This is a genomic window from Nocardia vulneris, from assembly GCF_001613425.1.
Lineage (GTDB): Bacteria > Actinomycetota > Actinomycetes > Mycobacteriales > Mycobacteriaceae > Nocardia > Nocardia vulneris.
Genome location: NZ_BDCI01000011.1, coordinates 1 through 19299 on the forward strand (window position 1 = coordinate 1; position 19299 = coordinate 19299).

Sequence of the window (19299 nt, forward strand, 5' to 3'; positions counted from 1 at the left end):
GACGGCATACGAGATCTCCGTCGCGCACGCTCTGCGAGCGAAAAATATTGGAGTACAACCTGATCCATTCGCTGCGAGTACGGCGCCGCGAGCGCCCGCGGCAAGCGGTGACTTGAACTCGGAACTACAGCTACTGCTCGAGTTGGCGGACCGGTGGGCCGGCGCCAAAGCCATCGTCGCGGCCGCTACCGTAGCCGCGACCAATGAACAAGGAGCGCCAGTTGACTGATGCGTCGCGACCGTCCGGCCATCGGCTACCACATCCGCCGTACCGGTTGCCGTTGCTCGGAGATCTGCTCACGGTCCGGCCGGGCAAGCCGACGCAAGCCGCGATGCACGACGCTCGGCGCCTCGGCCCCATCTACGAACGACTGATCGTGACGTACCCGATTGTCATCGTTTCCGGCGTAGACCTCCTCGCGGAAATCAACAACGAAGAGTACTGGACGAAGAACCTCAGCCCGCTGTTCAGATTGATGCGGCCCATCGCTCGCGACGGTCTGTTCACGGCATACAACGACGAACCCGCTTGGCGTACAGCGCATAACATCCTGGCTCCGGCCTTCACTCAGGCGGCCATGCGTAGCTATCACCAGAGCATGACCGACACAGTCGCGGAGCTCATCGACTACTGGTCTGAACGGGAAAGCCGTTGGGTCGACGTAGCCGAAGACACCAACAAGTTCACTCTCGAAGTGATCAGCCGCACCGGCTTCAGCTATTCGTTCGATTCCTTCACGCGCGGTGAAGCAGATGAACATCCGTTCGTCGCCGCGATGACTCGTGGACTGCAGTTCGTCAATCGCAATGCCAATCTGCCTCCGGTGCTGCACAAGTTCCCGCGCCGGCGCGTCGAACAGCAGGCCAAAGATATTGCGTTCGCTAAGAAGCTGGTCGACGATGTCATCGCCACACGTCGCCGCGAAGACCCGGATAGCACCCATGATCTGCTCGGGTCGATGTTGAACGCCGCCGATCCTGTCTCGGGGGACAAACTCGATGAAAAAAACATCCGACACCAAATACTGACGTTCCTGGTGGCCGGTCACGAAACTTCGGCGGGAGTCCTCGCATTCGTCCTCTACTTCTTGGCCAACCATCCTGACGTCGCGGCCAAAACCCGCGCCGAAGTCGATGAGCGCTGGCCGGACCGCGAACGGCCCGAGATCGGTTACGAGGACGTCGCGAAACTTCGCTACCTGCGCCGGGTAGTCGATGAGACGATGCGACTGTGGCCGATCGCGCCGGGGTACTTTCGAGAAGCTAAGCAGCACACCACGATCGGTGGCGGCCGCTACAGCTTCGGCCAAGGTGATTGGGTTTTCGTGCTGACCCTTGCGGCGCATCGGGATCCGGGCTGGGGGTCCGATCACGATGAGTTCGATCCCGATCGGTTCCTACCGGAGAACCTACGCAAGCTCGACCCCAACGTTCTGAAGGCATACAAGCCGTTCGGTACCGGTGCCCGCGCCTGCATCGGCCGCCAATTCGCCTATCACGAAATAGTTCTCGCTCTCGCCCACATCACCCACGCCTTCACTTTCGAAGCCGAGCCCGGCTACCGGCTCGACGTGGGGGAGCAAATCACCCTGAAGCCTCGTGGGTTCCGCCTCCGATTCCGAAAGCGGCTTCCCACAGCCGAATCACTGCGCTCCGAGCGGAACGTTCGGCGCTCGTAGCAGAGCCGCTACCAGCGTTGCTCTGCTTGTTGTCCAGTCGCGGCGCGGGGTCAATGCTCGGTGGCGAGTCGGTCCAGCCATTCGTGGAGGAGGTGTTGTTCGGCCGGGGTGAGGGAGGTTTCGGCGGGGAGGGTGGCGCGGAGGGCGCGTGCGGCGCCGGCGGGGCCGGGGTCCTGGACGGCCGGGCGTTCGGTGGTGATCGCGGTGACCATGGCTTCGCGTAGTGCGGTGAGCAGGGCTGGGTCGCGGTCGGCGCCCGGTAGGGACAGCCAGGTCAGGACGGCGCCGCGGCCGGTCGCGTGGATGATGCCTGCCGCGAGTTGCTCGTCGACCCGCAGCAGGCCGCCCGCGGCGAGGCGGCGGACCCGTGCGCGCAGGATTTCCAGTCCGGCTCGGAACGCGGCTGATTCGGTTCCCGCGGGTTCGCTGTACATGAGGGTGTAGAGCGCGGGGTTGGACAGACCGAACTCGACCGCGAGATCCCATGCGGCGCGGAGGTCTTCGATGGGGTCGGCGGGGTCGGGGTCGAGGTGTTTTCTCGCGACGAACTTCGCGAAACCGTACTGCGCCACCGCTTCCAGCAGTCCGTCCTTGTCGCCGAACAGCCGGTAGATGGCCGGGGGTTGCAGGCCTGCCGCGTCGGCGACCGCACGCGTGGTGACCGCGTCCCGGCCGCCGCGCTCCAGCAGGTCGGCGGCGGCTTCGATGACGCGCTGCCGGTGCTGTTCGCGCGTGGTCGGGGTGCCGTCGGGTTCCGCGGTGCTGTTCCGGGGAGCGGGGGACGAAGTCATGTAACAACGATAACGGTTGACGGTTTCCATCGGAAGTATCATTGTTAATGCATTGATGTTTCCAATGGAATCGGGAGAAGTTCATGATCATCGTGACCGGAGCGACCGGGCAGCTGGGACGGCGGATTGTCGAGCGCCTGCTGGCGCGGGTGCCCGCCGACCGCGTGGGTGTGAGCGTCCGCGATCCGCGCAGGGCCCAGGACCTGGCCGAGCGAGGAGTGCGTGTGCGGCAGGGCAGTTTCACCGATCCGGGCAGCCTCGCCCACGCCTTCGAAGATGCGGAGCAGGTGCTGGTCGTCTCGGTCGATAAGCTCGGTGCGGAGGCCGTCCGTCAACATCGAGCGGCCGTGGCGGGAGCCGTCGCGGCAGGTGCCGGGCGGATCCTCTACACCAGCCATATGGGTGCCGCGCCGACCTCGCGCTTCGAGGCCTGCCGCGATCACGCCGCCGACGAGCGGATGCTGCGCGCCTGCGGCGTGCCGTTCACCTCGCTCCGCAACGGGTTCTACGCCACGAGCGCGGTGCGGTTTCTCGGGCAGGCCGCCGAGACCGGGCAACTGGTGTTGCCCGCGGACGGTCCGGTGAGCTGGACCGCACACGCCGACCTCGCCGACGCGGCGGCGGCGATCTTGGCCGGAGACACCCGATTCGACGGTCCCACACCGCCATTGACCGCTGCGCAGGCCATCGACTTCGAAGAGATCGCCGCGTTGGCATCCGAGCTGACGGGCCGAACCATCAAGCGCGTCACCGTATCCGACGCGGAATTCCACCAGCGGATGCTGAGCCACGGTGTTCCGGTGGCACAGGCGGACATGATGGTGGACATCTTCGCCGCCGCTCGAGCCGGTGAATTCGCCACGGTCGACCCGACATTGGCGCAGTTGATCGACCGCGAGCCGACGGACTTCGCGGCGGTGCTGGGTGCGGTGTTCTCGGCGCCTGGCAGTGGGAACGGATCGGCACGCCGGTGACGTGCGCTACGCTGCCGCCGGTTGGCGTGCGGCTCGCGATGCGTTGCGCAGCACCATGATTCCCAGCACCGCGAGCCAGATCGTGACCGCGCTGGTGAACGGGAGCAAGAACTCGAATCCGGCTCCCGGCAGTCGCAGGAACAGCGCCGACCCGCCGGCGAACCAGCCGAACGAGAGCACGATCCCGAACCAGCACAGGGTGGGGGAGAATTGGCGGCTGCGCAGCAGCGCGACCGCGTAACCGGTGAGCGCAGACCCGATCAGGACATGGGCGAGCATGGTCGTCCCGCCGACGAGCCCTTCGACGACCTGGTAAGTGGCCTGCGCTTGCGCCGCCGTGCGCTCGTCGTCGGCCCACTGCCGGGCCAGCACTCCGGTCGTGACCCCATCGTGGGCGTAGTCGACCGAGAACACCGCGACGCCGACGATCATGATCGGGTCGACCATCCGCGCGAGCGCACGGGCGGCGGGATCGGCCAGTGTTCGGCCGACCGTCGACAACGCGACCGCCCAGCAGACCATGCCGAGGATGCCGAGATATGCGGCGAGAAACCACGGCCTGCCCTCGACGTAGGCCAAGACGCCGAGGGCATCGCCCCGCGGAATATCCTGCCGCCACTGGATCATTCCGGCGGCGATCGCGCAGAGACTGCCCAGCACTGCGAGCACGCCCGCTGCCTTGCCGCGCAGCGTTCGGGGCTTGTCGATGATCTGCTGGGACATGATTTTCGGCCCGCCCTTCCGAAAGTCGAGATGGAGTTTTCAGCGTAAGTAGCCACGACCGGTCGCGGGATCCGGGAAACCCCCGATATCGATCGAGGTCAGCCCGGATTGACGCGGTGCCGCGAGACGGATCCGGTCGCGCGCAGTCCTCGTGCGCTCAGTCCGGAGGTTCCTGTGCACTTTCGGTTTCGGTCAACTCGGGTGCGATCTCCCGCGTCGCCATCCCCCCGTCGCGGCCCTCATCGGTAGGACCCGGCCGTCCGCCCTTCGGCTCGTCCGTCTCGTTGTCGTCGACCTCGTTCGCGCGATGCATGAGCAACCTCCTCTAGTAGGTCGACTCGCAATACCCCCGCCGGCACGTTTCGATCACCAGGCGCGGCGAAACCTCAGCCGGCGATGTCGGTGGGTCTCGCGTCCGGGCCGGAGTCGGAATTGTTCGCCATCACCGCTTTGCGCTGCTCCAGGAGTCGGCGCAGGGCCCCGTGCAGAGCGGGTGGGTCTGCGCGCTGCCAGGCTTTTTCAGACCAATAGGCCGGGGCGCCGACGGGAGCGAACCGGCCTATGCGGCCAGGGTTTTCGAATCGACCGGGTCAGCGGTCCTGGCATACGGCGCGCAGCACCAGGTTGATCGGCGGGATGACGATGTTGTGCAGGACCGCGTTGTCGTAGACGGAGGCCGCGAAACCGTCGAGGGTGGGGCGGATGGCCAGGCAGGCGGGGCTCGCGGGCGGGATCGGACGGTCCCAGCCCGGGCCGCTGCCCGGCGAAGCGTTCGCGGTGGCCGGGGCCAGGGTGAACGCGGCAGCGGTGGCGAGGGTGAGGGCGGCGAATGTCTTCTTCATGGTTCCTCCTGACGATCCTGCACAGATGTGATCAGCGATTACTTGGAGACCATCGCTAACCGCAGGTCGCGGCGTTAGCAAATATCCTGCAACCTTCGCCGTGGTCTTTGTCACAAGGCTTCCCGGGTGGCCCGGAACGCGCGGGAGGTCTGCGTCGCGGTACCTGCGATCGCGCCCGGAACCCGAGGGGAAGCGAGACGCCCGGACGTCCTGAGAGAGAATACGGGCGTGAGTGACGCAATCAGGAAAATCTTCAGAGCTCGATCCGCGGTGCCGACGGGTGTCGTCGCACCCACGGGCTGCTAGGACGATGTCGGACCGGGACGAGCCGGAGCGGGGTTCCCCGCCGGGGCCCGGCGAAGAGAGGCTCGATGCGGTGGAACGGGTACGCCGGAAGCTAGAAGGCCTACGGGCGGCCGAGACCGATCAGCCCGACGCGAGCGACGGCGAGTCGAAGCTGATCCGGCTGCCACACCGTCCGCGACGCATGAAGCACGACGCGGGGGAACCCGCGCGCAAACCGTGGCAGGCGCCGGGCACCGTCTTCGACCCCGCCCCGACCAGACCCGTCATGCGATCGGAACTGCAGCGCGAAACCGGGGAATGGCCGCTCGACGCCGGCCCGGTCGAGGACGGCGCAGGCGAGCACGAGGCGAGTGTCGTCGATCTCGCCGCCCAGCGACGAAAACGGGATGCCCCGGCCGCCGGGATCCGGCGCGTGGCCAAGCCGCGCAGAGTCGATCCCGAACAGCCCTGACGGGGGCTGGTTCACCACGCCGTGCCGCTCATTGGGCGGTGCTTTGCCGCAGGGCCTGCCCTGCCCGCGCGCGAGCCAGCAAAGCCGCTGCCAATTCCGGATTGTCGGCGAGTCCGTCGGTGACCCATTCCTGCACGAACGGATCGAAGAATTCGTGCGGCGCCTGCCGCCAGTCGAGCCTGCCCAGTGGCGGCTCGGGGTCGTACTCCATCGCGTACTGCGTCAGCCTGGCGATATCGGTACCACCCAGCCGTTCGACCAGGTACAGGCCCATGTCGATACCGGCGGATTGGCCTGCCGCGGTGACGAATCGGCCGTCTTCCACCCAGCGTTCCCGCACCGGGTGCACGCCGAACTCGGCCAGCAGATCGAAGGCGGTCCAGTGCGTGGTGGCCTTGCGCCCGTCGAGCAGCCCCGCCGCGGCGAGCAGCAGCGACCCCGAGCACACCGAGGCGACGATCTGCGCATGCTCGGCGGCGGAGCGGACATAGTCGGTCAGGACGCGGTCGGACATCGCGCGAAACAGCGGTGTCGAAGCGCCGGGCACCACGAGCACGTCGGGCGCAGGCACTTCGGCGAACGTATGGCTCGGCGTTAGACGCAAAGGGCCGCCGTCGGTTTCGTACGCGGTCAGCTGCTCGCCCACGGCCACCATGCGCCAGCCGGGCAGCACGTGGCCGAGGACGCCGAGCGGTTGCATCGGCCCGATCAGATCCAGCGGGTCGACGCCCGGAAACAGCACGCACGCAATGGTCTTCGTCTCCTCCGTCATGCACACCAGGATCGCGCGAGCGACGGTGCGGTGGGGGAGCGTTGTCCGAAATCCTGCGAACCATGTCCATCGGCCGGTCGGCGTAGGGTCGGCGGTATGCGCAAAGTTGTCGTCGTCGGCTATCCCGACGCGGCCCTGCTCGAAATTGCCTGCACCACAGAGGCGTTCGATTTCGCGAATCGCGCAGCCGAGCGGCCGTCGTATCGGGTGTGCCTCGCCGGGATCGACGAGGGGCCGATGCGATGCAGTTCGGGGCTCAGCCTGCTCGCGTCGTACCGGATCGATCGGATCGACGGTCCGCTCGACACACTGATCGTCGCCGGTGGGCCCGGCAGCAGCTGGGTGACCACGCACGGACCGACCCTCACCCATATCCGCAGGCTGGCCGCCTCGAGCAGGCGGATCGTTTCGATCTGCTCAGGGGCGTTCGTGCTCGCCGCCGCGGGACTGCTCGACGGCAAACGGGCGACCACACATTGGGAATTCGCGGCCGATCTGGCGCGGCTGTATCCGCTGGTCACCGTCGATCCCGCGCCGTTGTTCATCAAGGACGGCCCGGTCTACACCGCGGCGGGGGTGACCAGCGCACTCGATGTGACCCTCGCGCTGATCGAAGAAGACCACGGTCCGACCCTGGCCCGCGATATCGCGAAGAGCTTGGTCGTCTACCTGCAACGACCCGGCAATCAGGCGCAGGTCAGCATGTACGTCGCCGCGTCGCCGCCCGAACATCGTGTGATCGGCGATCTGATCGGCCACATCACCGGCAATATCGATGCAGACCTGGGCACTCCCGCACTGGCAGGCCGGGTCGGCCTGAGCACCCGCCAGCTCACCCGCTTGTTCGACACCCACCTCGGCACGACCCCCAGCCGTTACGTGCGGGCGGTGCGCACCAAAGCCGCAGCCCAATTGCTGGCCGGCACCGACCTCCCGCTTGCCGCGGTGGCCCGCCGCTGCGGTTTCGGCTCCACCGAAACCCTCCGTCAAGCCTTTCTCGACCACTTCGCGACCCCGCCCTCGGCCTATCGTCGCACTACCCGCCGCAACGAGCGCGCCTGAGTCCCCATCGACGCTCCCGGACGCGGCATTCCGTGTCTCCGTGCGCAATTGCCGTCCAGCGGGCCGTCGGGGCTCAGTTGCTCAAATCGGTGCGGGTGCCCTGCCCGGGGCGCTCCGCTATCCATGCCACGATCTCCGCCTCGTCCCACACCGGAGTCCGGCCGATATGGCGCACCGGTGCGGGGGCGTAACCCCGGTGTGCGTATGAACGGAAGGTGCCTGGTCCGATCCGCCGCCCTGTCGTCTCGAACAGGATGTCGACGCACTGCTGTGCGGTGATCTCAGCCATGCGCCAAACCTACCGGGCCGCTGCGAACAGCACGGCTGGATCGTGGTCGTGAACGGGAACGCCTAACCGACAAGAGATTTGGCGTGCACCACAGTTCCGGTCGTGCCGAGACATCGAGGCTTGCAACATGATTCGACCTGAACTAGGTTAACGGTGGGGAAGGGGGAGCTGATTCGCGCCGGGACGAGCACCGCCGACCTCACCACGTGTGATTCAGTCGGGAGTCGAAACTGCTATGTCCGAACGCAATAAGGCGATGTACCTCAGTCGCGGCCAGGTCGCCGAACGACTGGGCGTACAGCAGGGCGCACTCAGCAACTACAAACTACCCGAGCCCGACGCGATCATCGGCCCGCTGAACGCCGACGGCACCGTGCCCCGTGGCACCACCCGCGGCTGGCTCCCCGAGACCATCGACGAATGGCATGCCCGCCGCCCGGGCCACGGCGGCCGGCCGCGCAAACAGACTTCATGAGTAAGTCGGCTATGGACCAGAATTCGTCATCGAAGGCGACGGGCGGCTTCGGCGCGGTGCGTGGCTTCGGCCGCTTCGTGGTGGTGTCCCAGGTTGCGGTGCATGCGGGCGAGATTGTCGAGGGTGGTGGCGAGGTGGTCGGCGTGGACGGAAGGGTGGGCGGCGGCTAGTCGTTCGAAGATGGCGACGGCGCGCTGCGCCGGGCCCAAAGCCTCGGTGAGACGGCCGAGTACGGCCAGCCGGGCGCCCAGGGTGTGCAGTGCGAAGCCGAGTGATTGGGTGTAGGCGGCCGGTTGGACGGCGGCCAGTTGCTCGAGCAGAGCGGTGGCGCGCTGTGCTGCCGCCAGCGCCTCGTTGTGCATGTCGTTGGCGGACAGCTTGTTGCTGAAGTTCGTCAAGGCGCGGGCCAGGTCGCCGGAGGGCCCCGGCCGTGCCGCGGCCAGCTTTTCGAAGCAAGCCACCGAGCGCTGCGCGGGCCCGACCGCTTCGGCGTGAAATCCGCTGTGGTCGAGTCGATTCGCGAGCGTCTCCAACGCTCTGGCCATGATGTCGAGCTGGTTGTCGTCGGTGCCGGGTGCTCGTTCGAGCAGTGCGACGGCGCGCTGTGCGCAGGCGATCGCCTCGGTGTTGTCCACTGCGCCCAGCAGAATGGCGAGGTTGTTCAGCGAATAGCTCAGGTCGACAATGCCGGTCGGGTTCGTTCTGGCGAGCTCGTCCCGGATCTGCACGACCTGGCGGGCGGCGCGCAACGCCTCGTCGGTCCGCCCGCTGCTGCCGAGCGGCGCGATGAGATTGTGCAACGCCAGCGCGAATTGGTGGCGATAGGTCGAAGGGTCCTCGGCGGCAAGGCTTTCGAACACTTCGACCGCACGCCGGGCCGGTGCCAGTGCGGTGTCGGGATCGCCGTTATCCGCCAGCCGCAATCCCAAGCGCATCGACGCCAAGGCGTACTCGGCGCGGTAGCGTTGCGGCTCCTCGGCGGCCAACTGTGCGTAGCGGGCGACACTGCGCTGATTTTCCAGCACCGATTCCGCGAGCAGACCGGACAGGTCGAGCGCCGCGGCCAGTTGATCGAGTGCCTTCGCGTGGGCGGCGCGGAACACCGGGTTGTCGGTGGCGAGCTGTTCGGCGACGGCGACCCAGCTGCGCGCCGGTTCGATCGCGTCCTCGGGACGCGCCAATCCGATCAATACCGTGACCAGCTGATCGAGCGCGTTGAGGCGGGCGACCCGGGAGCCGACCTGCCCGTCACCGAGCTGTTCGGTGAGTTGCGCTGTCCGGTAGGCGATCTCGATCGCTTGCTCGATATGCCCGAGCCGCGCCAGCAGGCCGCGCAACGACACCATCGTCACCACGAGATCCTGCAGCTGGGTGTCGGGATCCCGGGCTGCCAGGTGCTCGCGCAGTTGCGCGCTGCGCTGCACGGGCGCCAGCGCCTCGGTCTCGCGGCCGACGTCGACGAGCCGATACGAGAGGTTCGACAGTGCGGTCGCGAGTGGAGCGAGATAGCGGTCCGGGTCCGTGGCGGCGAGGCGCTCCAGGATCTCGGCCGAGTGCCGGGTGTGTTCGAGCGCGGCGTCGAAGCGGTCGAGTTCGAAGAGATAGACGCCCAGATTGCACAGTTCGATCGCCCACGAGCCCTCGAACTCACCCGGTTGGTCGGCGGCCAGCTTCGCCAGTACCGCCACGGCACGTTCGGAAGTCAAGGCGGCTTCGACGGTTTCGTCATCGGCGTCGAGTCGCCTGGTGAGCTCGATCAGCGCCGCGGCCAAGTCGGGCAGCAGTGCCGGGTGGGTGGGCGCGGTCCGTTGCAGTTCGTCCACCGTGTGGCGCAGGTCGGGCAGGGTGCCGGTGGACGGGGTATGCGTAGGGCCGCGCCGGTCGGTGGTGTCGGCGGTGAACCCCAAATCGGCTGCGGCCGCGGCTATCCCACCGCGATAGCCCTGGCCGACGGCACGGATCCGCCACCGCTGCTGCCGAAGATAGATTTCGCAGGCGATCGTCGCCCGGTCGCCGGTCGTCGCGGGCATCGAGAACTCGGCCAGCGGCTGATCTGAGCCGTCGACCGCGACGAGTTCCACCGGCGGCACGGTGTCACGGTCGCTGAGCAGCACCACCACGCGCAGCACGCCGTCCAGCTCGGCGAGGTCGAACTCGATATCGCTGCCCGACAAGCGGATTCCCGCACGCTCGGCCCCGGCGGACAGCACGTCCACCGCAGCGCGGGCATCTTCCGGGAATACGATCGCGCACACATCGATCGGGACCTTCCCCTGATCCATCCGCAGTCGAACCGTGAAAGCGGTCGTCGGCAACGGCATGTTCTGCCCTCGAGTGAGCTGCACAGCCCCGCCTTCCCTCGACCCCTGCCCGCGTCTGGCCGTCCCCTGATTCTCGTGCCCATGCCTCGGCCCCAACAGTCGTTCACTCAGCCGACAGCGTCCGGAAAAGGGGCCGGGGCCGGGCCTTTCCCGGATCGGACAAGATCAGCTGGCGGTGGTGGTGCGTGGCGCGGCACCCGCCGGTTCAGGGGCGGGGCACGAGGGGGTTCCAGCGTCGCGCCAGTTCATCGAGACGATCGCGGATGCGGCCGATTCGTTTGCCGGGCGGCGTGCGCAGTGAGAATTGGGATACCGAGAGAAGATCGGGCAGGGTCTGGGCCGGTTCGGGGACGTGCTGGTACTGCAGGATGCCGCCGAGTTCCGGACCGTAGCCCAGATCGACGGTGATCTGGTCGGTCCGGTATTCGATGCGGTCGGCGACCGGCCGCGACGCGAGCGCCGCCAGCTCGGGCAGCAGGCGCAGCAGCAAAGCCGGTGCGAGGCCGATGATCACGGTGGCCGCCGCGACGGCAGGACAGGCGACGAGGACGCGGCTGAACACAGTCCAGCCGACGGAGAAGACGCGGGCGCCGCGCGCGGGCATCGGCTGGGCGATCGCCTCGCCGATCGCGCTGAGGCCGACGCCTGAGGTCAACGCCCGTTCGAACCAGACGACGGGCAGGTTGTAGTGCCGAAAGATCAGTTGCCAGAACGTCAATCGCCCCTGGACGCGTTGCGCGAGCTGATGCACGAGCACGGCCTCGAGTTCCGCGGGCTGGAGCCGCTGCAGCGATTCGGGTGGCACGGTGATCATTCGGTCGGGTACCAGGAACTGCCGGTCCGCGTTCTTGACCCACAGCGTGTAGGCCGCGGCGGGCACACCTACTTTGTGCGCGGCGTTCTCCCAGGCGGGCGTCAGCCGGAGCTGTTCCTCGTCGGTGGGCGGCCGCAGCCCGAAGATCCGCAACAGCCAGCGCTGGTCGGGGACCAGGAATCGCGCCGCACTCCAGACCGCGCAGACCATGAACCACGCGGCGGCGAGCGCGCCGGGGAAGCCGACGCCGACCGCACGGCCGAGTCCGTAGAGCAGCACGGTCAGCACCGCGGCGGACGGTAACGCAGAAAGCAGCAGCTCGGTCACGCCGCGCACGCGATCCGCGGGCGAGCGTCTGGCTACCGCAGCTCCGCCGGGGTAATTCGCCTTGGCGATCACTTCGGAGGTCATGTCCGACGGTAACAGCGGGTTCCGGCCATGCCCTGAACCTGCGGTGATCGCAGGATGACCGGTTGCCGACCGCCGGCTCACACCGACCCAGCGATTCGTCATCCTTGCGACCTTGCCACAGTCCGGCGTTGATATACGGTCACGTATACAGCGGAGCAGTCGAGTGAGGAGTTGCGAGGTGGCCGTGGCCCGCACGCCACGCCAGGCGTGGATCGAGCAGGGATTGCAGACGCTGGCCGCGCGCGGCGTGGCCGCGGTGCGCATCGAGGTGCTGGCCAAGGCGCTCGGCGTGACCAAGGGCGGCTTCTACGGCTACTTCGCCGACCGCAACGCTCTGCTGGAAGAGATGCTGGACACCTGGGAACGGGAGAGCATCGATGACGTGCTCGCCCGGGTCGAAGACGAGGACGATCCGCGCGTCAAGATCGTGCTGGCCGGGCAATTGACGTTGTCGAGGGAGCGGCTGCTGGCCATCGACCTGGCGATTCGCGATTGGGCGCGCCGCGATGACGCGGTGGCCGAACGCCTGCGCCGGGTGGACAACCGGCGGATGGCCTTGCTGCGCAGCACGATCGGCACTTTCTGCGACGATCCGGACGAGATCGAGGCCCGCAGCCTGCTCGCCTTCTGCGCGGCCATCGGCAACCAGTTCCTCGTCGCCGACCACAACGGCCGCACCCGGGACGAAGTGCTGGCCCGCGCCTCGGCCATCATCCTCGACCGCCCACCGGAGCGGCCGTCGCCCGGATCGTGACGACGGCCGGTGCGCGGCTCATTCTTCGAGCGGCAATCCGGTGTGCTGGGCGACGAAGGCGAGCAGGCAGATGAGCGCGCGGTCCGAGGACGGCCCGCCGCCCGCGTGGCCCTTGCCGACGATCACGTCGAGCAGCACCGGGCCGCCGGTTTCGCGCTGCAGCGCGGCGACCATCTTGCACGAGTGCACCGGCGGCACGCGGGTGTCGCTGTCACCGGTGGTGAACAGGGCGGGCGGCCAGTGGCGCGGTGACTCCCCGGTGTGCGCGGTGACGTTGTAGTACGGCGAGTAGCGCAGCAGCACCGGCAGGGCCGCGGGATCGTCGGCGGAGCCGTACTCTTCCCGCCACGCGCGGCCGAGCCCCCAGCGTTCGTAGCGCACCATGTCCAGCGGAGCGCCCGCGCTGACCACCGCGGCGTAGTCCGCGGGTCGCTGCACCATGGCGCCGACCGCCATCAGCCCGCCGTTGCTGCCGCCGAGCAGTGCGAGCGCGCCGCGCCGCGTCCAGCCTGTTTCGATCAGCCAGTCGCCCGCCGCGTGCAGGTCGGCGAACGCGTTGAGCTTGTGCACGCCGGCCCCGTCGCGGTGCCAGCGTCGCCCGCGTTCGCCGCCGCCACGCACTCCGGCGATGGCCATCACGCCGCCGGCCAGCACCCAGGTCAGTCCGTCCGGTTGATAGCCGGGCCGGAAAGTGATGCCGAAGCCGCCGTAACAGCTGAGGATCGTGGGCCGGGGCACCGGTGGTCCGGCGGGTGCGAGCACCGTCACGGGCACCTCGGTGTCGTCGGCGGAGCGGTAGGTCGCACGGGTGACCGTGATGCCTGGCAGTTCGTGGGACATGGGCTCGGTCGGGCACACCTGTCCCGACCGCAGGTCCAGTCGCCAGGCGCCCAGCGGCCGGATCCAGTCGGTGTAGCTCAGCACCAGCACCCCGGGCTCGTCGGTGGATTTGATGCCCGCAACCGTTCCGGCGCCGGGTAATTCGGCGTCGAACAACCAGTCGCCGCGCACCGCGTCGTGCACCGACAGTTCGGCGTAGCCGTCTCTGGTGCGCAGGATCAGGAGCCGGTCCGCGTCCTCGGCCGGGGCCAGCGCGAACGCGGCCAGCACCGCGGGCTCCGCGGCCCGGACCAGTACCCGCCAGGGGCCCCACCCGCCCGACGGCAGCGGTTCGGCGACGAGCAGCTGCCCGAATTCGCAAGTGGCGGTGGAGATCGCGAGGATACGGCCCGCCGTGTCGAGCACCACCCCGGCGGAGGAGAGCCCGCCGAGTTCGAGCGGACGCAACGAACCCCCTTCGCGCAGATCGGCGATCGAGACGCGCGTGGTCCGGCTGGTCCCCGCCCGCCCGGTGACGATGAGCCAGCGGTCGTGCCAGAAGGTGAGATGGTAGCGGCCGACGGGGTTCTCGTCGCCGACGAGGAGTTCGTCGTCGGCCAGCTCGGTACCCACCCGATGCCGGTACACCCCACTGCCGCAACCGTTCTCGTGTCGTCGCACATAGAAGTAGCCACTGCCGTCGGCCAGCCACTCCACCGGTGCGTACCGGGTCAGCGGGCAGGTGTGCCGCACGGTGCCGGTGGCGGCGTCGAGCAGCACGAGCGGGGTCGCGTCCTCGGCGCCGCCGACACTGGCCTGCACGGCGACGAACCGGCCGTCGGGCGAGGGCGTCCAGCGCCGCAGGATCGCACCTTTCCCGAGCACCGTCGCATCGAGCAGCGTCCGCCACTCGCCCTGCGGGCCGTCGGCGACCTGCAAGTGCCACGGTCCCGCGGAATGCGTTCGGCCCACCCGGAACCGGCGAGTGCCGCCGGATTTCACCGGCGACGCGGTCGGCCCCGCGACGATGATGCCGCGCAACACCTCTCGCAACCGATCCTGACCGGGCAGCGCGTCGAGGTAGCTGTCGGCCAGTTGGCGCTGGGAGCTCACCCAGGCGCGGTTGCCCGGGTCTGCCAGATCCTCGAGCCGCCGGAACGGGTCGGGAATCCGATTGCCGTGCAGCACATCCCACGTATCGGATGCGGCGATATAGGGGTATTCGGCAGTCATCACGCCACCTTCGCCATCGAATCGGCAACGCTGTCGCGGGCGGCGGGTGTGCGGCCGACGATCAGCAGGAACACAAGCGAAGCAACGAGATCGACGGCGACGAACGCCCAGATCCCGGTGCGGGCGCCGAATCGCTCGCCCAGCACGCCGCCCAGCAGCGCGCCGAGCAGGTTCGCCGCCGTGGTCCCGGTGGCCAGCAGCGCGCCGACCCGGGCGAAGTACCCGTCGCCGACACCCTCGCCCATTACCGTCACCAGCGCGATATTGAGTACCGCACCGAAGAACATCGGCACGGCCGCCCCGAGGCAGGCGGCGAGCAGCAGCATCGCCGTCGGTCCCGTGGCCATCGGCAGCAGTGCGGTGCCGAGGGCGCCACCGAGCACCGTGACCGCGAGCACCCGCCGGGCGGGCACCGCCTTGGCGTGCAGGCGCGGGGCCAGCAGCGCACCGGCCGCGGCGAACAGCGTCGCCACCACCGCCGGAATTCCGTACACCGCAACGGGTAACGCGACTTCGTCGAGCAGGAACACCGCTCGCAACGCGGCGGTGCCGCCCGCCGCAGCCCCACCCACCAGCAGGTACATCGCCAATGCTGCCAGTAGCGGGTGACCGCGCAAAGCCGTTACGCCGTCGAGGAATTCGCGCCCGAAGCCGCTGCGCGGTGCGGTCTGCCGCCGGTCGGGCGCGTCGAGTCTGGTCAGGCAGTAGGCGCTGAACAGATAAGTGAGCGCGTCACCGGCGAACATCGCCGCCGCGCCGATCGTCGTGACCATCGGCCCGGCGACCGAGGCGCCGATCGACCGGGTCAGCATCGTCGTCGACTGCAGTCCGGCGCGCGCCCGGCCGAGATCGGTGATCCCGAGCGTGGCCAGGTGGGCGAAGTACAAGCCTTCGATCACCACCCGGGCCAGGCCGAGGACGAACGACAGCGCGGCCAGTCCGGCCACGGTCAGCACGCCCGCGCCCATCGTGGCGGCACAGCACAGCACCGCCGCCGCGGCGACCAGGTCGGCCGCGATGAGCAGCCGGCGTGGTCTGCGCACCCGGTCGAGGAGCACCCCGGCCGCCGGGCCGAGCACCAGCGGCGGGATCATCGCGCTGGTCACGATGAGCGAAACCGCGTGCGGCCCCGCGCCCAAACCGACGACCGCGACCACGGAGACCGCGGTGCCGGTGAGGGTGCTGCCGAACGTCGAGGCCGCCTGCGCGACCCGGTAGCGCCGAAGATCGGCCTCGGGTGAGGCCACGGTAGCTGAGGTACTCATCGCGTCACCCGAAATACGCGTCGTCGCAGTAGACGACGGAGAACACACTGATCGGCGCGTCGTCGATCAGATCGTCATCGGTGCCCATGGTCGCCAGCGCGACCATGTTCTGGTTTTCCATGTTTTCTTTCCTTCTGGGATACAAGAGATTTCGCCGGGCGCGGGGAGCACCCGCGCCCGGCGATCGATCGGACTACAGCACCTCTTCCGAGCCGCCGCCCTGGCCGCCACCGCAGTGGTGCTCGCTGTAGGAACTCATCGGCGCGTCGTCGCCGAGCTCCGGGTCGGACTGCAGCTGGAGCTTCAGTACCTTGGTCATGTTGTTCACCTCCTCTCTATGCGTGGTTCCGGTGTCACTGGTCGTCGTCGTTCGGGCCGCAGTGGTGGACGCTGGTGGCGCTGAACGGCGTGTCGTCGCCGATCTCGGCCGGGGCCTGCCACTGCAGCTTCAGCACGTTGGTCATGTCGTTCACCTCCTCCGCGCTGCTGTCGGATCGGCTGCGCGAGGCTCAGACCACCTCGGCTTCCTGGTTGCAGTGGTGCTCGCTGTACGAGCTGAGCGGCGCGTCGTCGCCGAGCTCGGGGTCGGCGTGCAGCTGGAGCTTCAGCACCTTGGTCATGGCTCACCTCCTCTCGAAATCGCTTCGCGGACGGGCGGTCCGGGGCCGGGCGGGGTGCTCGGCGAGGCCGTGGTCGAGGGTGAAGAGCGGATCGGTGACGCCGCCGGTGGCGTGCTGGAGGGCCAGCAGGATGCCTGCGGAGCCGGTGGCCAGGTCGGCGCTGAGGCGCTGTCCCAGGCCGCCGAGCCAGCGGACGCCGGTCCCGTCCGCGATCGCGTATTTGAACAGTGCGGTCGCGCGGCGGTCCGCGTCGGGCAGGAAGTTCTCTTCCGGGAATCGGGCCGCCGCGTCGGCGTGTACGAGTGCCAAGCCGGCTTGGCCTTGGAACAGCCCGGGCGCCGCGGTGAACCGAATGCTCACGGCGCGAACACAACTGCGCAACAGGCCGGTGAGTTCCGGGTCGGGCCGGTGGCCGAGGTACCGGGCGAGGACGTGGGCGTAGCCCGCGCTGCCGCACGCCAGGTACGGCATGTTGCGCCGGTCGGTGTCCGAGACCCGGAAGCCCAACGCGCCGACCGGAATCGGCTCGGTGTGCCCGAGTTCGGCACGCAGCAGCCGCAACCCGCGTTCGAACGGTTCCGGCGCGCCGGTGCACATCGACAGGTAGTAGAGCGCGAGCGCGAGGCCGGGCCTGCCGTGCGCGAGGCCGGAGGGATGGTCCGGGCCCAGCGCTCGGCGCAGCGCAGCGCCCTCGGGTACCGCGTCGAGCAGTCGTTGTGCCTGCTCGAGGTGGCCGGTGTCGCCCGTGCGGAGGAAGAACGACAGGTGCGTCATCGCGACGCCCGCCGCGCCGCCGCCCCAGCTCGGCGACTCGGTCGCCAGCCGGTGGCCGCTCGCCGCGGCGAGCAGGGTCAGTGCCGCGTCGCGCTCCCCGAGATCGTCCAGTACCCAGGCGATTCCGGCGTTGCCGTACAGCAGCCCCGGTCCGGTCCGGTGCCGATCACGCAGAGCCGTGACGCGCAACCGTTCGACGATCGCGGGATCGATGTCGCGCCCGGCGGCGCGCAAGGCGTGCAGCACGCCGGCCGTGCCGTAGGCCACGCACAAGGTGTTGGTCCGATGTCCCTCCGGCGCAGTGGGATACACCCAGCGCGGGTTGGTGAGTTCGGCCATGCGGGTCAGGCCGTCGGCCGTCCGATCGCGCAACCACCGGACCGCCGCCGCGGGCGCACCACGGACTTCGCCGGGTGAGGGCAGGTGCCGCACCGAGTGCGCGGTTCGCGACTGTGCCACCGTTGCCCATAAATCCGCTGGGGGAGCGCACAATTCGGCCAGATCGGCGTACAGGTGGTCCAGTGTCTCGGGGCTGCGCCGGGCGGCCTCGTGCATCGGGAAGATCAGCAGCTGCGCGATCGCGCGCAGGCCGTAGGCGTCGACGTGCAGTGGATCGATCGTCGCCCGGGCCCCGGGCGCCCGGGATTCCGGCGGTTCGTATCCGGGCGTGCCGAGCAGGCCGAGCGGGTGGTCCACGGGCTGGGTCGCCTCGAAGTCGATGAGGCGCACCGTATCCTCGGCATCGACCAGGATGTTGCCCGGGGAGACGTCGACGAAGGCGTAGCCGAGGTCGTGCAGGGTGGCCAGCTGGGTGGTGAGCTGCGCGAGCAGGTGTGCGCACCGCCGGTAGTAGGTGGCGAACACGGTCGGGTCGGCTCCGGCGTGGATCAGCGGATTCGTCGCGACCATCCATTTGCTGAGCGTGCGGCCCGGCACGAATTCGGTGACGAGGTAGGTGTGCTCCCATTCGGTGAACAGCTCGACCGGCGCGGGGGCGAGGCCGGGTGCGGCGGCGTGCAGGGCACGCAGGGTCAGGTACTCGCGCTCCAGCCGGGTGCGCGCGTCCTCGTTGCCCGCGTAACCGTTGTGGGCGCGAGCCTCTTTCACGAAGACCGGGGTGCCGTCCGCGCGGCGGGCGCGATACGCGCCGCCGGCGTTGCTCGGCTGCAGCACGGTTTCGAAGGTGTAGCCGTGGAAGTGCACGTCCTCGTCGCCGTCCGCGTCGGCCACCGGGCCGAACGGGTCGGCGATGCCCGCGGGCAGCAGGAAGCCGGGGCGACGCTCGTCGGGCACCTCGGTGCCGTCGAGCGCGAGCATGGTCGGTACCCGCGTGCCGTCGGCTTGCAGGCGATGGCGCGGACGGAACGCGCCGTAGCGGTAGGACACGCACTGCGACGTGCCGAAGCGCCGGTCGGTGAGCACGTACGGCCCTGCGACTCCGGACAATTCGCGTTCCAGCCGTTCGAGCAGGGCGTAGGCGAGCTGCGGTGTCGGCGGGTAGACCGCGCAGAACTTGCCGCTCTGCACGCGGCTGCCGTGCTTGCCGTGCAGCCAGAGGAAGTACTGCTTGCCGGTGAGATGTTTGAAGGCGACGCCCAGTTCGGCACACGCGGTGCTCACCACGTCCAGTACCTGCTGGGCGGAGCCGAGTGCCGTGGAGACGTGCACCTTCCAGCCCTGCGCCGGCAGATCGGTATGCGGGGGAGTCCAGTGCGTCCACACCTCGGACTCGCGCCGGGTCCAGCCGTGCGGCGGCCGGGTCGGGTTGTAGCGCCTGCCCGGGTCGGTACGGTCGAACGGTTCGTAGTAGTCGGGGTGGGCGAACGTGAACGCCGTATCTTGCCTCACTGGAGTCACGTCCTCTCGGATTCGGCCTGGTCGGCGGGGGAATCGAACGAGTCAAGAATGGCCGGACAGCACCCTG

The 19299-nt window shown here is 68.7% G+C and carries 18 protein-coding genes; 6 read left to right on the top strand and 12 right to left on the bottom strand.

What is annotated here, in order from left to right:
• The first annotated feature begins 203 nt into the window (after positions 1-203).
• On the top strand, positions 204-1679 hold the full coding sequence (locus NVU01S_RS14375; RefSeq protein ID WP_063048126.1) for a cytochrome P450: 1476 nt from the start codon (positions 204-206) through the stop codon (positions 1677-1679).
• Positions 1680-1729: 50 nt separating this feature from the next.
• Here the strand turns inward: NVU01S_RS14375 and NVU01S_RS14380 are convergent, their stop codons facing one another.
• Entirely contained in the window at positions 1730-2470 is a 741-nt protein-coding gene (locus NVU01S_RS14380) for a TetR/AcrR family transcriptional regulator (protein WP_043683496.1), read from the bottom strand.
• Positions 2471-2553: 83 nt separating this feature from the next.
• Here NVU01S_RS14380 and NVU01S_RS14385 point away from each other — a divergent pair, with 83 nt between their 5' ends.
• Positions 2554-3444 (top strand): NmrA family NAD(P)-binding protein, encoded by an 891-nt coding sequence (locus NVU01S_RS14385; protein WP_043683499.1) that lies wholly within the window; start codon positions 2554-2556, stop codon positions 3442-3444.
• 6 nt (positions 3445-3450) lie between these two features.
• On the opposite strand, the gene NVU01S_RS14390 is transcribed toward NVU01S_RS14385, so the two are convergent.
• The 3 genes from NVU01S_RS14390 to NVU01S_RS14395 form a co-directional block, all read right to left on the bottom strand.
• Positions 3451-4167 carry a hypothetical protein gene (locus NVU01S_RS14390; RefSeq protein ID WP_043683502.1) on the bottom strand — a complete coding sequence of 239 codons (717 nt, stop codon included), beginning with the start codon at positions 4165-4167 and terminating at the stop codon, positions 3451-3453.
• 157 nt (positions 4168-4324) lie between these two features.
• Positions 4325-4480, bottom strand: a complete 156-nt coding sequence (locus NVU01S_RS44195; protein WP_167829474.1) for a hypothetical protein — start codon at positions 4478-4480, stop codon at positions 4325-4327.
• Between the two features lie 277 nt (positions 4481-4757).
• Positions 4758-5009 carry a hypothetical protein gene (locus tag NVU01S_RS14395; RefSeq protein ID WP_043683506.1) on the bottom strand — a complete coding sequence of 84 codons (252 nt, stop codon included), beginning with the start codon at positions 5007-5009 and terminating at the stop codon, positions 4758-4760.
• Positions 5010-5385: 376 nt separating this feature from the next.
• On the opposite strand from NVU01S_RS14395, the gene NVU01S_RS14400 reads away from it, so the two are divergent.
• Positions 5386-5766, top strand: a complete 381-nt coding sequence (locus NVU01S_RS14400) for a hypothetical protein (protein WP_065652206.1) — start codon at positions 5386-5388, stop codon at positions 5764-5766.
• 28 nt (positions 5767-5794) lie between these two features.
• On the opposite strand, the gene NVU01S_RS14405 is transcribed toward NVU01S_RS14400, so the two are convergent.
• Positions 5795-6538, bottom strand: coding sequence for a DJ-1/PfpI family protein (locus NVU01S_RS14405; protein ID WP_043683513.1), 744 nt, complete (start codon positions 6536-6538; stop codon positions 5795-5797).
• Positions 6539-6634: 96 nt separating this feature from the next.
• Here NVU01S_RS14405 and NVU01S_RS14410 point away from each other — a divergent pair, with 96 nt between their 5' ends.
• A complete protein-coding gene (locus NVU01S_RS14410; protein WP_043683517.1) occupies positions 6635-7600 on the top strand; it encodes a GlxA family transcriptional regulator in 966 nt (321 codons plus the stop codon).
• A 73-nt stretch (positions 7601-7673) separates the two neighbouring features.
• Here the strand turns inward: NVU01S_RS14410 and NVU01S_RS14415 are convergent, their stop codons facing one another.
• On the bottom strand, positions 7674-7889 hold the full coding sequence (locus tag NVU01S_RS14415; RefSeq protein ID WP_043683520.1) for a helix-turn-helix transcriptional regulator: 216 nt from the start codon (positions 7887-7889) through the stop codon (positions 7674-7676).
• Between the two features lie 235 nt (positions 7890-8124).
• On the opposite strand from NVU01S_RS14415, the gene NVU01S_RS14420 reads away from it, so the two are divergent.
• Positions 8125-8364 carry a hypothetical protein gene (locus tag NVU01S_RS14420; protein WP_043683523.1) on the top strand — a complete coding sequence of 80 codons (240 nt, stop codon included), beginning with the start codon at positions 8125-8127 and terminating at the stop codon, positions 8362-8364.
• A gap of 26 nt (positions 8365-8390) precedes the next feature.
• Here NVU01S_RS14420 and NVU01S_RS14425 read toward each other — a convergent pair whose 3' ends face one another.
• Entirely contained in the window at positions 8391-10709 is a 2319-nt protein-coding gene (locus NVU01S_RS14425) for a TerD family protein (protein ID WP_156162023.1), read from the bottom strand.
• A 181-nt stretch (positions 10710-10890) separates the two neighbouring features.
• Positions 10891-11910: a hypothetical protein gene (locus NVU01S_RS14430; protein WP_043683531.1), complete on the bottom strand. Its 1020-nt coding sequence runs from the start codon at positions 11908-11910 to the stop codon at positions 10891-10893.
• 178 nt (positions 11911-12088) lie between these two features.
• On the opposite strand from NVU01S_RS14430, the gene NVU01S_RS14435 reads away from it, so the two are divergent.
• A complete protein-coding gene (locus tag NVU01S_RS14435) occupies positions 12089-12664 on the top strand; it encodes a TetR/AcrR family transcriptional regulator (protein ID WP_043683535.1) in 576 nt (191 codons plus the stop codon).
• Positions 12665-12682: 18 nt separating this feature from the next.
• On the opposite strand, the gene NVU01S_RS14440 is transcribed toward NVU01S_RS14435, so the two are convergent.
• From NVU01S_RS14440 to lanKC, 4 genes are all read right to left on the bottom strand, one after another.
• Positions 12683-14716 (bottom strand): prolyl oligopeptidase family serine peptidase, encoded by a 2034-nt coding sequence (locus NVU01S_RS14440; protein ID WP_043683539.1) that lies wholly within the window; start codon positions 14714-14716, stop codon positions 12683-12685.
• The gene (locus tag NVU01S_RS14445) at positions 14716-15981 is read right to left on the bottom strand and encodes an MFS transporter (protein WP_043683542.1); all 1266 of its coding nucleotides are present in this window, start codon (positions 15979-15981) and stop codon (positions 14716-14718) included. Before NVU01S_RS14445 ends, NVU01S_RS14440 begins: the two co-directional genes overlap by 1 nt.
• A gap of 193 nt (positions 15982-16174) precedes the next feature.
• A complete protein-coding gene (locus NVU01S_RS45230; RefSeq protein ID WP_256656750.1) occupies positions 16175-16300 on the bottom strand; it encodes a hypothetical protein in 126 nt (41 codons plus the stop codon).
• A 304-nt stretch (positions 16301-16604) separates the two neighbouring features.
• Positions 16605-19223, bottom strand: a complete 2619-nt coding sequence (gene lanKC / locus NVU01S_RS14450) for a class III lanthionine synthetase LanKC (RefSeq protein WP_043683545.1) — start codon at positions 19221-19223, stop codon at positions 16605-16607.
• Positions 19224-19299: the final 76 nt, after the last annotated feature.

Excerpts from the sequence above, each read along its gene's own strand:
- NVU01S_RS14375 (WP_063048126.1), top strand. The coding sequence starts at position 204 with ATGAACAAGGAGCGCCAGTTGACTGATGCGTCGCGACCGTCCGGCCAT.
- NVU01S_RS14380 (WP_043683496.1), bottom strand. The coding sequence starts at position 2,470 with ATGACTTCGTCCCCCGCTCCCCGGAACAGCACCGCGGAACCCGACGGC.
- NVU01S_RS14385 (WP_043683499.1), top strand. The coding sequence starts at position 2,554 with ATGATCATCGTGACCGGAGCGACCGGGCAGCTGGGACGGCGGATTGTC.
- NVU01S_RS14390 (WP_043683502.1), bottom strand. The coding sequence starts at position 4,167 with ATGTCCCAGCAGATCATCGACAAGCCCCGAACGCTGCGCGGCAAGGCA.
- NVU01S_RS44195 (WP_167829474.1), bottom strand. The coding sequence starts at position 4,480 with ATGCATCGCGCGAACGAGGTCGACGACAACGAGACGGACGAGCCGAAG.
- NVU01S_RS14395 (WP_043683506.1), bottom strand. The coding sequence starts at position 5,009 with ATGAAGAAGACATTCGCCGCCCTCACCCTCGCCACCGCTGCCGCGTTC.
- NVU01S_RS14405 (WP_043683513.1), bottom strand. The coding sequence starts at position 6,538 with ATGACGGAGGAGACGAAGACCATTGCGTGCGTGCTGTTTCCGGGCGTC.
- NVU01S_RS14410 (WP_043683517.1), top strand. The coding sequence starts at position 6,635 with ATGCGCAAAGTTGTCGTCGTCGGCTATCCCGACGCGGCCCTGCTCGAA.
- NVU01S_RS14415 (WP_043683520.1), bottom strand. The coding sequence starts at position 7,889 with ATGGCTGAGATCACCGCACAGCAGTGCGTCGACATCCTGTTCGAGACG.
- NVU01S_RS14420 (WP_043683523.1), top strand. The coding sequence starts at position 8,125 with ATGTCCGAACGCAATAAGGCGATGTACCTCAGTCGCGGCCAGGTCGCC.
- NVU01S_RS14430 (WP_043683531.1), bottom strand. The coding sequence starts at position 11,910 with ATGACCTCCGAAGTGATCGCCAAGGCGAATTACCCCGGCGGAGCTGCG.
- NVU01S_RS14440 (WP_043683539.1), bottom strand. The coding sequence starts at position 14,716 with ATGACTGCCGAATACCCCTATATCGCCGCATCCGATACGTGGGATGTG.
- NVU01S_RS14445 (WP_043683542.1), bottom strand. The coding sequence starts at position 15,981 with ATGAGTACCTCAGCTACCGTGGCCTCACCCGAGGCCGATCTTCGGCGC.
- NVU01S_RS45230 (WP_256656750.1), bottom strand. The coding sequence starts at position 16,300 with ATGACCAAGGTACTGAAGCTCCAGCTGCAGTCCGACCCGGAGCTCGGC.